The sequence below is a fragment of the Bradyrhizobium sp. SZCCHNRI2009 genome, assembly GCF_032485115.1.
Classification (GTDB): Bacteria; Pseudomonadota; Alphaproteobacteria; order Rhizobiales; family Xanthobacteraceae; genus Bradyrhizobium.
The window spans coordinates 279,301-294,477 of the sequence record NZ_JAUEUH010000009.1; the positions used below are offsets into that span (position 1 = coordinate 279,301).

Genomic DNA, 15,177 nt, shown 5'->3' on the forward strand with positions numbered 1-15,177 from the left:
CCTGGGGCGATTCACGGTCGCGGCCCCGCGGCCTCCCAAGCAATGAAATCCGCCCTCGGAGCCTGATTCCAAAATGGACTCCTTCGAACTGAACAAAATCCTCGGCGCCGTTCTGGCCGCCTGTCTGGTCGTGCTGGTCACGAGCTTCTCCGCTGGCGCGATCTTCGCGCCGAAAATGCCGGAGAAACCGGGGTTCGAGATCGCCGTGAAGGAGGCCCAGGGCGCAGGCAAGGAAGCCGCTGCGCCGGCCGCGGCCGAGCCGATCGAGAAGCTGCTGCAGACCGCCTCGGTTGAGAAGGGCGCTGCCGCCGCCAAGAAATGCGCGGCCTGCCACACCTTCGACAAGGGCGGCAAGAATGCCGTCGGCCCCAACCTCTACGGCATCGTCGGCGACAAGATCGGCGAAGGCCGCGGCTTCAACTTCTCGGCCGCGATGAAGGCCAAGGGCGGCACCTGGACGATCGAGGATCTCAACCACTTCATCGCCAATCCGAAGGGCTACATCCCGGGCACCGCGATGGGCTTTGCCGGCATCCAGAAGGACTCGGAGCGCGCCGACGTGCTGGCCTACCTGAACTCGCTGTCGGACAATCCGGCGCCGCTGCCGACCGCAGCCAAGTGATCGGCTGCTAACCCCCCAATTTCCGACGGCCGGGCCTCAAGCCCGGCCGTTTTGCTTTGCGGGACGAAATTCGCCGCATTTGGGACCTTTGGTCGCATCCACCTCGTTCACAACCCGGTATCATGAGGAAAAAGCAAGGTTATTGGTCGAAACCTTGCCGTATATTGGTCCCCTGAATGGAACGGGTTCGCGGGGCCGGAGCACCCTGGCTGAGGCCGGCGAAACCTGCCCTTGCGAATTGGGTTACGATCGAACGTTGGATCTGGGAGCAGCAGCGGCCACGGCCGACCACCTGCTTCAAGCGGTCTTATTCAGAGGAAGTCTCATTTGACGATTACCCGACGACAGCTCCTGCAGAGCAGCGTCTTCGCTGCGATGACCCCGGTGCTCGGCACCGCCGCCAGCCTTGCCCCGCTCGACGCCGCGCAGGCGCAGGCCGGTGAACAACTGGTCTGGCGCCACGGCCTGTCGCTGTTCGGCGAGATCAAGTACCCGGCGGACTTCAAGCGCTTCGACTACGTCAATCCCGACGCGCCCAAGGGCGGCACAGCGCGGATGATCTCGCTCGGCACCTTCGACAATTTCAACATCGTCGTGATGTATGTGAAGGGCAATATCGCGTCCGCGGCGGGGCTGGTCTACGAGACCCTGATGACGCGCTCGCAGGACGAGGTGTCGACCGAATACGGCCTCCTCGCCGAGTCGGCGGCCTATCCGGACGACTACTCCTGGGTCATCTACCGGCTGCGCAAGGAAGCGCGCTGGAACGACGGCAAGCCGGTGACGCCCGAGGACGTCATCTTCTCGCTCGACGTGCTCAAGAAGAACAGCCCGCACTACTCCTCCTACTACCGCCATGTCGTAAAGGCCGAGAAGACCGGCGACCTCGAGGTCAAGTTCACCTTCGATGGTCCGGGCAATCGCGAGCTGCCGCACATCGTCGGTGAGCTGCTGGTTCTGCCCAAGCACTGGTGGGAAGGCACCGACGCGCAGGGCCGCAAGCGCGACGTCACTGCGACGACTTTGGAGCCGCCGCTCGGGTCGAGCCCGTATCGCATCAAGGAGTTCGTGCCCGGCCGCTCGATCAAGATGGAGCGCGTCAAGGACTACTGGGGCGCCAACCTGCCGGTCCAGATCGGCCAGAACAATTTCGACGAGCTGCAGTTCGAATATTTCCGCGACAACATCGTCGCCCTCGAGGCCTTCAAGGCCGATCAGGCCGACTGGATCAACGAGAATTCCGCCAAGCAATGGGCGACGGCCTACGACTTCCCGGCCATCAACGACAAGCGTGTGGTCAAGGACGAATTCCCGATCAGCGATTCCGGCCGCATGCAGGGCTTCGCCTTCAACCTGCGGCGTCCGCAATTCCAGGACGCGCGGCTGCGGCGTGCCTTCAACTACGCCTTCGATTTCGAGGAGATGAACAAGCAGCTGTTCTACGGTCAGTACAAGCGGATCAACAGCTATTTCGAAGGCACGGATCTGGCCTGTTCCGGGCTGCCGCAGGGCCAGGAGCTGCAGATCCTCGAGGAGCTGCGCGACAAGGTGCCGCCGGACGTGTTCACCACGGTCTACCAGGCCCCGGTGGGCGGCAATCCCGAGAACGTTCGCGCCAATCTGCGCGAGGCCACCAGGCTGCTGAAGGACGCAGGCTTCGAGATCAAGGACCGCAAGCTCGTCGATCCCGCCGGCAAGCCGGTCACGGTCGAACTCTTGGTCCAGGACCCGTCCTCCGAGCGGATCGTGCTGTTCTACAAGCCGTCGCTGGAGCGCCTCGGCGTCGCCGTGACGGTACGCCAGGTCGACAATGTCCAGTATGAGAACCGGGTGCGCACCTTCGACTACGACATGATCATCGACGTTTGGGGGCAGTCGCTGTCGCCCGGCAACGAGCAGCGCGATTTCTGGGGTTCCAAGGCCGCCGACGAGTCCGGCTCGAAGAACACGATCGGCATCAAGAACCCCGCTGTGGACGCGCTGATCGAGAAGATCATCTACGCCAAGGATCGTGCCTCCCTCGAAGCGGCGACGCATGCGCTCGACCGGGTGCTGCTGTGGAATTTCTACGTCGTCCCCCAGTTCACCTACCCGTTTGCGCGCAGCGCGCGCTGGGACCGCTTCAGCCATTTCACGCCGTTCCCGAAATATGCGCGGTCCGGCTGGCCGAATCTGTGGTGGTACGATGCCGACAAGGCCGCCAAGGTGAAGCGCTCTTGAGCCGGCTCCCGCATCTGTCGCGCCGCGGCGTGCTCGGGCTTGGGTTCGGCGCGCTCAGCTATCCGCTGCTGACGCCGGCCGTGGCCGCGGAGTTCGGCCCCGAGTCGCACGGCATGTCGGCCTTCGGCGACTTGAAGTACCCGGCCGACTTTCGCCATTTCGACTACGTCAATCCGGACGCGCCGAAGGGCGGGCTGTTCTCGCTGATCCCGTCGGTGCGCGCCTATAACCAGTCCTATCAGACCTTCAACTCCTTCAATGCCTACGTCCTGAAAGGTGAGGGCGCGCAGGGCATGGACATGACGTTCGCGACCTTGATGGTGCGCGCGAGCGACGAGCCGGACGCGGTGTACGGGCTGGTCGCGAAGTCCGTCGCGATCTCCGCGGACAAGCTGACCTATCGCTTCACGCTCCGTCCCGAAGCGCGCTTCCACGATGGCTCGAAGCTCACCGCGCAAGACGTCGCCTTCTCGCTGAACACGCTGAAGGAGAAGGGCCATCCACTGATCGTTGTTCAGCTGCGCGACTTCGTGAAGGCCGAGGCGATCGACGATGCGACCGTCGTGGTGAGCTTCGTCGAGAAGCGCGCGCGCGACGTGCCGCTCTATGTCGTGACCCTGCCGATCTTCTCCAAGGCCTGGTACGCCAACCGCGCGTTCGACGAGGGTCCGCTCGACGTGCCGCTCGGCTCGGGGCCGTACAAGGTCGGCAAATACGAGATCAACCGCTACGTCGAGTTCGAGCGTGTCAAGGACTGGTGGGCGGCCGATCTGCCGGTCAGCCGCGGCATGTATAATTTCGACATCGTGCGCTACGAATTCTATCGCGACCGCGACGTCGCGTTCGAAGGCTTCACCGCCAAAAGCTATCTGTTCCGCGAGGAGTTCACCGCGCGCATCTGGGCGACGCGCTACGATTTCCCGGCGATCAAGGACGGCCGCGTCAAGCGCGAGCTCTTGCCGGACGAGACGCCGTCCGGCGGGCAGGGCTGGTTCATCAACACCCGCCGCGACAAGTTCAAGGATCCCCGCGTCCGCCAGGCGTTGACCTACGCGTTCGACTTCGAGTGGACCAACAAGACCATCATGTACGGCGCCTATGCGCGCACGGTGTCGCCGTTCCAGAATTCCGACATGGTCGCGGTCGGGCCGCCCTCGCCCGAGGAGCTGAAGCTGCTCGAGCCGTTCCGCGGCCAGGTGCCCGACGATGTGTTCGGCGAGCCGTTCGTGCCGCCGGTCTCGGACGGCTCCGGCCAGGATCGCGCGCTGCTGCGCAAGGCCATGCAGCTCTTGCAGCAGGCCGGCCTGCCGGTCAAGGACGGCAAGCGGCTGCTGCGGTCCGGCGAGGTGTTCGCGATCGAGTTCCTGATCGACGAGGTCTCGTTCAAGCCGCACCACGGCACGCTGATCAAGAACCTGCAGACGCTCGGCATCGACGCCGAGTTGCGGATCGTCGACGCCGTGCAATATCGCGCGCGGGTCGAGGATTTCGATTTCGACATCGCCATTCAGCGGATGTCGATGTCGCCGACCCCCGGCGACGGCCTCCGGGCTTATTTCACCTCGGACACGGCCAAGACCAAGGGCTCCTACAATCTCGCCGGGATCAGCAATCCCGCGATCGATGCGCTGGTCGCCAAGGCGATCGCCGCGGAGACGCGCAGCGAGCTGACCTTGGCCTGCCGGGCGCTCGACCGCGTGTTCCGCGCCGGCCACTACTGGATACCGCAATGGTATCGCCAGACCCACCCGATCGCCTATTGGGATCAGTTCGACCATCCGCCGAAGCCGCCGAAATACGCCTCGGGCGTCGGCGCCCCCGACATCTGGTGGTACGATGCCGCCAAGGCCGCAAAGCTGGAGCAGGCGAAGTAGTTCATGGCTGCCTATATTGCCCGTCGCATCTTGCTGATGCTCCCGACCCTGCTCGGGATTCTCTTCATCTCCTTCGTCGTGGTGCAGTTCGCGCCGGGCGGTCCGGTGGAGCGCGTCATCGCGCAATTGACCGGCGCCGACACCGGCGGCACCTCGCGGATTTCAGGCGGCAGCGGTTCGGATTTCGGCGCGCGGCCGCCGGGACAGGTGGGATCCGGCAGCGAGCTGAACTCGAAATACCGCGGCGCGCAGGGGCTCGATCCCGCCTTCATCAAGCAGCTCGAAAAGCAGTTCGGCTTCGACAAGCCGGCGCCGGAGCGGTTCGCGCTGATGGTCTGGAACTTCGCGCGCTTCGATTTCGGCAAGAGCTATTTCCGCGACACGTCAGTGCTGCAGCTCATCAAGGAGAAGCTGCCGGTGTCGATGTCGCTCGGCATCTGGATGACCTTGCTGACCTATTTGATCTCGATTCCGCTGGGGATCCGCAAGGCGGTGCAGGATGGCTCGCGCTTCGACGTCTGGACCTCGGCCGTGATCATCGTCGGCTACGCCATTCCGGGCTTCCTGTTCGCGATCCTGCTGATCATCCTGCTCGCTGGCGGCTCGTTCCTCAACATCTTCCCGCTGCGCGGGCTGACCTCGGATGGCTGGTCGGACTTCCCGTGGTACTGGAAGATCATCGACTATTTCTGGCATCTCACTTTGCCGCTGGTGTCGATGGCGCTCGGCGCCTTCGCGACCATGACCTTGCTGACCAAGAACTCGTTTCTCGACGAGATCCGCAAGCAATATGTCATGACTGCGCGCGCCAAGGGCTGCAGCGAGAACCAGGTGCTGTACGGCCACGTCTTCCGTAACGCCATGCTGATCGTGATCGCCGGCTTTCCGGGCACCTTCATCCACGCGTTCTTTTCCGGCTCGCTGCTGATCGAGACGATCTTCTCGCTGGATGGGCTCGGCCTGCTCTCGTTCGAGAGCATTCTGAATCGTGATTATCCCGTTGTGTTCGGCAATCTCTTCATCTTTTCGCTGCTCGGCCTCGCCATCAACCTGGTCTCGGATCTGACCTACATGTGGATCGATCCGCGGATCGACTTCGAGGCGCGGGAGGTCTGATGACGATCACAGCCACCCCTCCGGTCGAGACCACGGCGCAGGCCCCGCTCGGCGAGGCCGTGCCGCCGACGCGGCATCGTTTCCGGCCGTCGCCACTCAACCAGCGCCGCTGGCAGAACTTCAAGGCCAACCGCCGCGGCTACTGGTCGCTGTGGCTATTCCTGTTTCTGTTCGTCGTCTCGCTGTTCGCCGAGCTGATCGCCAACGATCGGCCGTTCCTGATCAAGTTCGACGGCCACCTTTACTTCCCGGCGTTCGTCTCCTATCCGGAAACGGCATTCGGCGGCGACTTCGAGACCGCGGCCGACTACCGCGATCCCTATTTGCAGAAGCTGATCGCCGACAAGGGCGGTACGGTGATCTGGCCTTTGATCCGCTATTCCTACGCCACGCATAATCTCGACCTGCCGACGCCCGCGCCGTCGCCGCCGACCTGGATGCTGAAGGAATCGCAGTGCAAGGCGGTGGTCGAGAGAAAGGGGCTGAAGAGCTGCCGGGATCTCGAATACAACTGGCTCGGCACCGATGATCAGGGTCGCGACGTCGTCGCGCGGCTGATCTACGGTTTCCGCATCTCCGTCCTGTTCGGCCTGTCCCTGACGTTCTTCTCCTCGATCATCGGCATCGCGGCCGGCGGCGTGCAGGGCTATTTCGGCGGCTGGGTCGATCTCCTGTTCCAGCGCTTCATCGAGATCTGGAACGCGATCCCCTATCTCTATCTGCTCCTGATCCTGTCGGCGGTGCTGGTGCCCGGCTTCTTCACGCTGCTCGGGATCATGCTGCTGTTCTCCTGGGTGTCGCTGGTCGGCCTGGTCCGCGCCGAATTCCTGCGCGGCCGCAATTTCGAATACATCCAGGCCGCGCGCGCGCTCGGCGTCTCCAATGCCGTCATCATGTGGCGGCATCTCCTGCCGAACGCGATGGTCGCGACCATGACCTTCCTGCCCTTCATCGTGTCGAGCTCGGTGATGACGTTGACCGCGCTCGACTTCCTCGGCTTCGGCCTGCCGCCCGGCTCGCCGTCGCTGGGCGAGATGCTGTCGCAGGCCAAAGCCAATGTGCAGGCGCCGTGGCTCGGCCTGACCGGCTTCTTCTCGGTCGCGATCATGCTGTCGCTGCTCATCTTCATAGGCGAGGCCGTGCGCGACGCGTTCGATCCGCGCAAGACGTTCAGGTGACCGACATGGATGCGACCAGCCAGCCGCTGCTCTCGGTCAGCGATCTCTCGGTGACCTTCCACCAGCAGGGCCGCGTGTCGACCGCCGTCGACCACGTCTCGTTCGACATCAGGCGCGGCGAGTGCGTTGCCCTCGTCGGCGAATCCGGCTCGGGCAAATCGGTCAGCGCGCTGTCGGTGCTGAAGCTGCTGCCCTATCCGGTCGCCTCGCACCCGTCGGGCAGCATCCGCTTCAACGGCCGCGATCTGCTGCCGCTGTCGGAGGGCGAGATGCGTGGCATCCGCGGCAGCGACATCTCCATCATCTTCCAGGAGCCGATGACCTCGCTCAATCCGCTGCACACGATCGAGCGGCAGATCGGCGAGATCCTGCATCTGCATCGACCGATCTCGAACGGCGCGGCGCGGGCGCGCGTGCTCGAGCTGCTCACGCAGGTCGGCATCCCCGAGCCGGAAACGCGGCTCGGCAGCTATCCGCATCAGCTCTCCGGCGGCCAGCGTCAGCGCGTGATGATCGCGATGGCGCTCGCCAACGAGCCGGATCTGCTGATCGCCGACGAGCCGACCACCGCGCTCGACGTCACCGTGCAGGCACAGATCCTGGCGCTGCTCGCCGACATCCGCGCGCGGCTCGGCATGAGCCTGCTCTTCATCACCCACGATCTCGGCATCGTCCGGCGCATCGCCGATCGCGTCTGCGTCATGAACGGTGGCAAGATCGTCGAGCAGGGGCCGGTGGAGCAGGTGTTCACCGCGCCCTCCCATCCCTACACCAAGGCGCTGCTCGCGGCCGAGCCGAAGCCGGACCCGGCGCCGCCGCGGCCCGATCAGCCGGTCGTGATGCAGGCCAGGGACCTCAAGGTCTGGTTTCCGATCAAGCGCGGCCTGTTCCGTTCGACCGTCGGCCACATCAAGGCGGTCGACGGCGTCAGCATCGCCGTACGCAAGGGCGAGACGCTTGGTGTCGTCGGCGAGTCCGGCTCCGGCAAGACTACGTTGGGCTTGGCGCTGCTGCGGCTGATCTCCTCGGACGGCCCGATCGTGTTCCTGGGCAAGGAGATCCAGGGTCTGTCCTTCAAGGATGTCCGGCCGTTCCGCCGCGACATGCAGATCGTGTTTCAGGATCCGTTCGGCTCGCTCAGCCCGCGCATGTCGGTCGGCGACATCATCGCTGAGGGCATCAGCGTGCATCAGCCCAGGCTCAGCGAAGAGGAGCGGGAGGCCAAGGTCATCAAGGCGCTGAACGAGGTCGGGCTCGATCCGACGACGCGCTTCCGCTATCCGCACGAATTCTCCGGCGGCCAGCGCCAGCGCATCTCGGTCGCGCGCGCCGTCGTGCTGGAGCCGAGCTTCGTCGTGCTGGACGAGCCGACCTCGGCGCTCGACATGCTGTTTCAGGCGCAGATGGTCGCGCTGCTGCGCGATCTGCAGCGCAAGCTCGATCTCACCTACATGTTCATCTCGCACGATCTGCGCGTGGTCGCCTCGCTCGCCAGCCACCTGATCGTGATGCGCCACGGCAAGGTGGTGGAGGAGGGGCCGGCGGTGGAGCTGTTCAAGGCGCCGAAGACCGACTACACCCGCGCGCTGTTCGCAGCGGCGTTCAGGAACGAGACGGCGGGGAATGGGACGGCGGCTTCGTAGAGGATCAGTGGACATCCGCAGCCGAGCAATCGCGAGACAATGCCATCCAAGCTGGATCTCATCAGAGCTCTTCTTCTGTCCGAGTGGGACCCGATCGGCCTTTCGGGCTGCGAGGGCGCCGAAGACGAATATGACCGCTACGCTCTGCAGGTCTTCAGCATGCTTGACGATGGTGCCGATGCCGAGTCGATCGCGAACTATCTCACCGAAGTCGTCACCGACAGAATGTCACTTCCGGGTCGTCCTGAAGCGGATCGCCTGATCGCGGCCAGGGCAGTCATGATCCATCAAAGCCAAGCCGCCGGCGACAACGGCGGATAGGTGTGATGATTTGCCCGACGGGTCGTGTCTGCGAAAAGCCCGTCCAGCCCCTCCTGAAGAAATTCTTCTGTTTCTTATTTTCGGAAGTCGTGCGTGCTCCGCCCGTCCTGCCCCACGAGAGGGACGTACGCGTCGTCAGCGATTGCCCGAGCGGGGTGCCGTAGCGCTCCGATTGCTGGAGCGCGAGGCAGACCGACTTCACGCGAGGCGCAACGCCGCGCCATCGTCGCGAAGCTCGCTGCATCATTTCGAGCTCAATCAGCCAGATCGCCTGCGGCGCTCAAATCCCCATAGAGCCCGCCGCACCAGTCCTGCCCACCATGCGTGGTGTCCTCCCTTGGAGGCTTTCGGACGCCGGCCGCCCGAATGTGCCGCGCCGTCAATCATGCTGCCGGCATCCGAAGCCCTTCACAGCAGCGGACTCGCGCGCTGCACAAATCGAGACCTCGGGCGTCGATGCATATCTTCGCGATCGGAGCGTACTACTGGCGAGCCTGCTGAATTCTGGCCTTCAGCGTGGCAAGTCCGACCGCGCCGACGATGACATTGCCGCCGATGACATAGCTCGGCGTCCCGCTCAATCCCAATTTCTGCGCAAGATTGCCGCTCTCATCGAGGCTTTGGCGCACCTCCAGGCTGTCCATGTCCTTTTCAAGCTGAGCAACGTCGAGACCGATCGTCTGCGCGATGGCCCACGCGCGCGCCTTGTCGGCGGGTCCGCTGCTTTGGAGAAGCCGCTGATGAAAGTCGAGGTATTTCGCGCCCGTCGGGTCTTGCATGCGTACCGCTACCGCGACGCGCGCCGCCTCCAGCGAGCCGGGGCCGAGGATCGGAAATTCCTTGAGCACGATCTTGAGCTTGGGGTCGCTCTTCAACAATTCGAGTATCTCGCCGAGCGCGCGCTTGCAGTAGCCGCAGCTGTAATCGAAGAACTCGACCAGGGTGACATCACCCAGCGGGTTGCCGAGCGTGACCTGGTGCGCGGACGCGAACAAGGCCGGCGCATTTTGCTTGACCAGTTCAGTCTTGTCGGAGCCGGGCGCTGCCGCCGGCATCGCGGCTTGCCGCTTCTTGATCAGGTCGGAGATGGCCTGTTGCACGGCTTCGGGGTGCTTGGCGAGGTAGTCCTTCACGACCTGCTCGATTTCTTCGGGATGGGTCGCTATGTAGTCCTTGACGATCGCCTCGATGTCGCTGCGCGAACTCTCCGCTCGGCCGGGCTGCACGCAAAGCAAAGACAGCGTGAAGACGGCAGCCGCCGTGGCAACGCTACGGATCAAATTGGTCATCGGTCATCCTCCATATGGCTGCCGACTTCCGCAGTTGGCGTGCAGCAATGATTTGCGAATTCGTGTCCTCGTGCATCGCTGCTTCCTTCATCGTCGCGGCATCATCATGCCGGGCGGGGGGACCGGTCTGATCCCCGGCATGCGCGGCGCAAATCGGCCGGTCGGCCGGCAGCGCGCGCCAAGCGGCCCCGGAATCCAACCGGGGGGGCAGACGATCGGGCGACCGACATCCGGCGCCCGCCGGTCCCGTGTCACCCCCGGCTTGCGTGCCACGCACACGCCGTCGGCATTGCGCCGCTCACCAGGTTGGCACGTCGTCGGCAGCTTCGGAATCACGGGGACGACCGTGGTGGACTTCTTCTCGATCGCCTTGGAGCACTGGCTTCGATCCTTTGGGTCGACCGGGGCCGCGCAGCACTCGCCGCTCGTCGTCAGATTCGCGGACGCGCAGCATTTGCTATTCGCAGTCGGCACGAAGCCCGAGGCGCAACACTGTGAAAGTCTCGGCAGCCAGTGCAGCGGTATGCATAGCGTGCCGTCGGGGCTCGCAATCTGGCCGGCCGGGCAGCACTGTCCCTTCGACGTAGCCTGGCTCTTGAGACAGCACTTACCGGCGATCTTCATATAGCCGGGCGCACAGCAGCTGGGGCATTTCCAGTCTGGAATTTTCGGCTTCAACGGATCGCACACGCCGTTCACCACGGTCGTCCCGCAGCAAAGTTGTTGGCCAATCGGGCCGGAATAGATCTGGCTGTTCTCGCAGCATTCATTGTTCGGGCCGATCGCCGTCTGGTTGACGCCGCACATCGGCTTGGCGATATCAGTCGACGGATTGTTGTTCGAACAGATGCCCCCCGGCTGCAGGTCTTTGGGCGAGCAGCATTGGCCATTGACCAGAACATTGGGCGGGGCGCAGCTCGACGCGCAGCTCTTGGTCTTGATGATCCAGATCTGATTGGGCGGACAAACCGATCCGTCCGAACCGCAGACATGGGTCTTGCAGGTCTGCAGACCCGGCGGCCTCGGCATGCCGGCGGGAGGCGGCGCGCCGGCTGGACGCGGCGCCAGCCGTATCCGTGCGGCTTCCCTTGTACACGCGCGCAAGATGGCGATATCTCCCATGTGCCCGCGAGCTGATAGATCGGGCGGCGCGTCGGCATAGTCGATGAAGTAACTGAGCAGCGGTGGCTCATCGCCGCGGCGGATGCGCCAGATCGGATTCCCCTGCAGTCCGTCGATCGCAAGCGCGTCGTTCTGGCCGAGTTGAGCCACGAGCTTGGGATCGGTGGCGTTGCGCAATTGTTCGCCGGTGGTCCAGACGAAGCCGCCGCAGGAGGCCGGATTCATGGTCCCGCCCATGTCGTAGCTGTAGCCGATCGCGACGCCGCCATTGCCATTGCGGAAACGTTCGGGGAATCCCACCGCATATTCGTCCGGCAAGGGCTGCCAGATCGGCTGCTTGATCTCAGTGACACCGATCAGCGTATAGCGCAGCACGCGGCCGATCGACGGCGCGGACAAGGCCTCGAAATCCTGCGCCCCGGTCGGCGCCGGCCGCTCGGCCAAAAACATCCGTCCCTCATCGTCGAAAGTGATCCTGGAGATCTCGGTGGGACCGGCGGCGGACGGTACGACGACTTCGATTCTGGCGTCCGCACCGAACGAGCCGTTCGCGTTGAGCCCGACCGACCACACCCGCAAGCCCTCGGCGACCGCGTAGTAGAGCCGGCCGTCGCGAATGGCGAGGCCGAACACTCGCCGATCCGGTGCCGCGTAGCCCCAGGTCTCGGGCTGCGCGCTGTCGAATTGAGGACTCGTAATATCGACGCCTGGCCCGGCTGGCGCCGGCGCCGTTGGAAGTTCCGCGGCTGCGTTGCCGGCGACGCCGTGATCATAGACACCGAGGTCGACGCCGTTCGGGCCGAAGCGATGGATCAGCCCGGTCTCACGGTCGGCGACGAACAGAGACTTGGTCGCCGGATCATAGGCCAATCCCCCGAGCGCCGCGCCCGAATTGGCCTTGCCGCCCGTGGTGACATTCGCGAACAGCGTCACCGCGCCGGTGGCGCCATTGATCTTCCAGATCGATCCCGGACCGCCGCCCGGACCCCATTGTGCCGGCATGAAGGTCGCGCCGCTAGTCCCGAGCCTGACATGTTGCGGTCGACCTTCAGGTCCCGGCGCGACGATCGAGAGACCATAGGCGGATGTCGCCGCGACGTAAATGTTGGCAGGGGAACTGTCGTCCAGAGCGACGCCAAACACCTGCCCGATCGACTTCGCGCTGACGGTGAACGGCTTCGGCGCACCGACCAATTGCGCCTGGGGCGGACCGCCCATGCGTCTTAGATCGACGATGCGCAGCGACGGCCCTCCAGGATTGATGATGGTCCGAACGTCGGGATCCTGACCGGGCTCGATCTCGAACGGGCGAATAGCCCCGGAGAATCCGGTGACTGCAGCATCGCCGGGGGTGTAAACGCCGGGCGGCGTTTGCGCCGACGCGGGCCCCCCGAGTGCGAGAGGCAGGATCAGCAGCCAGGCGAGGTGCCGCATCGCACGGACGGCGGCTGTCAAGGACGTCTGTCGGCCAAGCTCAATCATGTCGGTCCGCCTCATTTCGGCTGCTTGGGCCGCGGCTCGCAGGAGCCGGTCTTGACGTTGGGCACGGTGTCGGGCGGGCAACATTCTCCACAATTGGTCATCTGCGCGGGATTGCAGCAGCTCCCGTCAAAGGCCATTCCCTGGCTCTTGTCGGAGCAGGGCGTGACACAGGGGCTGTTCTTGTCGCCGCCGAGTCTTGTCTGTCCGGCCGGGCAGGCCGCGGGCGGACACATGCCGTAGGGCGCAAAGCCGAAGACCGCCACCTGGTTGGTGTCGTCGCACAGGCACTCGGAGAGCCCGTTCGACTTCAACGCGCCGGGATGGGTGTCCTTCGGGCAATCGCACGAGAACACGTACTTGCTATCGCCGGATCCGGGGTTGGGGACCTGTTGCCAGTGCGGCACCATCGGTTTCGGACAGGTGCAGTAACTGCTCCCTGTGTGGCAGGCATAGGCGCCGGGATCCGTGACCACCAGCGTCCCGTCGCCGGTTTCCACCATGCCCACGCCATATCGATCGTATTGATCCTGATAGACGCCTTTGCTGGAAGGGCTGAAGATCGAGCCGGGACCGCCGATGCCTTGACATTCCGGGTACCTCCACCACTCCATGTAAGGTACTTTTTCGCACGTCGCGTTGATCGCTGCGCATGTGGCTTGAACAGGCGGAAGGACCTCGCAATCCCCGCAGGACTGCATGCCAAGCTTTTCCTGCCCCCAGCACAGCGCCTCCTGAAGACATGAGCCGATTTCGGAACCCAATCCAACGGTGCTCTGCTCGCTCTTGCAGGCGCATTTCACGACGTCTGCGGCCGCGCCAATGGCTGCGAGCTCCTTGGAAAGATCGCCGAGAACATTTTCCGCGATCGCGTTGCCAAAGATCGTGTTCAGCTTGCTGACGACTTGGTCGGCGTTGCCCTGCGCCTCTGCGCAGAATTGATTGACCAGGGCTTGCCCTTTCCCCGTGTCCGACCCTGACAAGGCGACGCCGCTGAGTGCTGCGGTCAGTGCAATCGCTGCGTAGCGGCTTGCGTCATTCTCATAGACCGACTTGCACTCATATGCGGCGGACAGCGTCCCGATAAAGGCATCCGCGATGTCTTCTGGACTGCAGCCCGCCCGCGCCGGCGATGCCAGCAGAATCATCGCGGCGACGATGGCCGCTCCTTGAACCCGCCAGCGTCCTGCGCACACCATGGTCCGCCCCTCTGTCGCATCAACGTGGGCGTTCTTCTCAATTCCAGCCTTGCGCTAGATCAACAGAGGCGACGGCAGCCGCGCCATCGACCGACTGCGCCAACCGGCGCCATCAGGATCGACACCTCATCACCGCACGACCGCCATTCTGCAAAGCTGCTCGTCGTGCCCGCCGCTCATCGACCGGCCACGGTGGAAAGCGCCTCCGCACCAGTCCTGCCCACCATGCGCGGCTTCCTCCCTTGGAAGCTTTCGGACGCCGGCCGCCCGAACATGCCGCGCCGTCAATCGTGCGGCCGGCATCCGAAACCCTTCACAGAAGCGGCAATCGTCTGCCGGGCCACGAATCTGTCGCTATACTCTCGAGATCGGGCGAATTACCAAAAGCGCCGACAGTCAGAATCTCAGCTCTCTTGGGCTGCGGCGAGAACCCACGCGATTGCGGGTGATTTGGCCGACGGGCGCGGTCCGCGAACGCCTGTCCAGTCCTCTCGCGAAAAATATTCATCTTTCTTTTTTTCGGAAATCGTGCATACTCGGCCCCGTCCTGCCCCACGAGAGGGACGTACGCGTCGTCACGGACGTCGGGTGCGGGATGCGATGGCCGCGATGATGTTGCAGTGTGCATGTGCGCACCGACGAACGGCGTCATGCGGACGGCGAAGTCGTGTGGTCCTGGCGCCCCGATGCTGGCGTCAAGGTCGCGGGAGCCGATGAGGCCTGCGGCCGACAGGGGCAAGAAAGCCGGTCCCTGGGGAGATCACGAAGTAAGTCGCAAAACATCGCGCAGGGAAGGCCGGATGTTCGGCCCGTACCTGTGGTGACTACCGCGTGCTTGTTGCACGCAACCACGGGTGCGGTCGGCACCCGGCCTTCCCTGCGCCCTCTCATGTTGCCGAGGGCGGATGATTGCAGCAGGACTCGGACCGATGCGGCCGCGAGAATGCGGATGCTTGCCCTGCTGTTTGGCGCGGCCTGTTGCTGTTTGATAGGTATATCGGACTCTTGCGCCGCTCTCTCCGCGTCATTGCGAGCGCAGTGTTCAGCCCGGGGACATAGCTGACGGGTGTTCGGGGAGATGGTTGACACTTCAAAATCGGCTCGATTCGTCAAG

The 15,177-nt window shown here is 64.1% G+C and carries 10 protein-coding genes; 7 read left to right on the top strand and 3 right to left on the bottom strand.

Translation table 11 applies throughout. The features are described from left to right. Positions 1–73: 73 nt before the first annotated feature. The 7 genes from QX041_RS28810 (at position 74) to QX041_RS28840 (ending at position 8,974) form a co-directional block, all read left to right on the top strand. Positions 74–622 carry a c-type cytochrome gene (locus QX041_RS28810; protein ID WP_315825971.1) on the top strand — a complete coding sequence of 183 codons (549 nt, stop codon included), beginning with the start codon at positions 74–76 and terminating at the stop codon, positions 620–622. Between the two features lie 375 nt (positions 623–997). Beyond that, the gene (locus QX041_RS28815; protein ID WP_316167400.1) at positions 998–2,842 is read left to right on the top strand and encodes an extracellular solute-binding protein; all 1,845 of its coding nucleotides are present in this window, start codon (positions 998–1,000) and stop codon (positions 2,840–2,842) included. After that, positions 2,839–4,716 (top strand): extracellular solute-binding protein, encoded by a 1,878-nt coding sequence (locus QX041_RS28820; protein WP_316167383.1) that lies wholly within the window; start codon positions 2,839–2,841, stop codon positions 4,714–4,716. Before QX041_RS28815 ends, QX041_RS28820 begins: the two co-directional genes overlap by 4 nt. Positions 4,717–4,719: 3 nt before the next feature. Beyond that, complete coding sequence (locus QX041_RS28825; protein ID WP_315713801.1) at positions 4,720–5,832, top strand: microcin C ABC transporter permease YejB; 1,113 nt, start codon at positions 4,720–4,722, stop codon at positions 5,830–5,832. Next, positions 5,832–7,010, top strand: coding sequence for an ABC transporter permease (locus QX041_RS28830; RefSeq protein ID WP_315713802.1), 1,179 nt, complete (start codon positions 5,832–5,834; stop codon positions 7,008–7,010). Before QX041_RS28825 ends, QX041_RS28830 begins: the two co-directional genes overlap by 1 nt. Positions 7,011–7,015: 5 nt before the next feature. Further along, positions 7,016–8,653 (top strand): ABC transporter ATP-binding protein, encoded by a 1,638-nt coding sequence (locus QX041_RS28835; protein ID WP_316167402.1) that lies wholly within the window; start codon positions 7,016–7,018, stop codon positions 8,651–8,653. A 39-nt stretch (positions 8,654–8,692) separates the two neighbouring features. Beyond that, on the top strand, positions 8,693–8,974 hold the full coding sequence (locus tag QX041_RS28840) for a hypothetical protein (protein WP_316167385.1): 282 nt from the start codon (positions 8,693–8,695) through the stop codon (positions 8,972–8,974). A 482-nt stretch (positions 8,975–9,456) separates the two neighbouring features. On the opposite strand, the gene QX041_RS28845 is transcribed toward QX041_RS28840, so the two are convergent. The 3 genes from QX041_RS28845 to QX041_RS28855 form a co-directional block, all read right to left on the bottom strand. Continuing rightward, positions 9,457–10,263 (bottom strand): DsbA family protein, encoded by an 807-nt coding sequence (locus QX041_RS28845; protein WP_316167386.1) that lies wholly within the window; start codon positions 10,261–10,263, stop codon positions 9,457–9,459. A gap of 87 nt (positions 10,264–10,350) precedes the next feature. Further along, entirely contained in the window at positions 10,351–12,840 is a 2,490-nt protein-coding gene (locus tag QX041_RS28850) for a hypothetical protein (protein ID WP_316167388.1), read from the bottom strand. Positions 12,841–12,878: 38 nt separating this feature from the next. Beyond that, complete coding sequence (locus QX041_RS28855) at positions 12,879–14,063, bottom strand: hypothetical protein (protein WP_316167389.1); 1,185 nt, start codon at positions 14,061–14,063, stop codon at positions 12,879–12,881. Positions 14,064–15,177: the final 1,114 nt, after the last annotated feature.

Excerpts from the sequence above, each read along its gene's own strand:
- QX041_RS28810 (WP_315825971.1), top strand. The coding sequence starts at position 74 with ATGGACTCCTTCGAACTGAACAAAATCCTCGGCGCCGTTCTGGCCGCC.
- QX041_RS28815 (WP_316167400.1), top strand. The coding sequence starts at position 998 with ATGACCCCGGTGCTCGGCACCGCCGCCAGCCTTGCCCCGCTCGACGCC.
- QX041_RS28825 (WP_315713801.1), top strand. The coding sequence starts at position 4,720 with ATGGCTGCCTATATTGCCCGTCGCATCTTGCTGATGCTCCCGACCCTG.
- QX041_RS28830 (WP_315713802.1), top strand. The coding sequence starts at position 5,832 with ATGACGATCACAGCCACCCCTCCGGTCGAGACCACGGCGCAGGCCCCG.
- QX041_RS28835 (WP_316167402.1), top strand. The coding sequence starts at position 7,016 with ATGGATGCGACCAGCCAGCCGCTGCTCTCGGTCAGCGATCTCTCGGTG.
- QX041_RS28840 (WP_316167385.1), top strand. The coding sequence starts at position 8,693 with ATGCCATCCAAGCTGGATCTCATCAGAGCTCTTCTTCTGTCCGAGTGG.
- QX041_RS28845 (WP_316167386.1), bottom strand. The coding sequence starts at position 10,263 with ATGACCAATTTGATCCGTAGCGTTGCCACGGCGGCTGCCGTCTTCACG.
- QX041_RS28855 (WP_316167389.1), bottom strand. The coding sequence starts at position 14,063 with ATGGTGTGCGCAGGACGCTGGCGGGTTCAAGGAGCGGCCATCGTCGCC.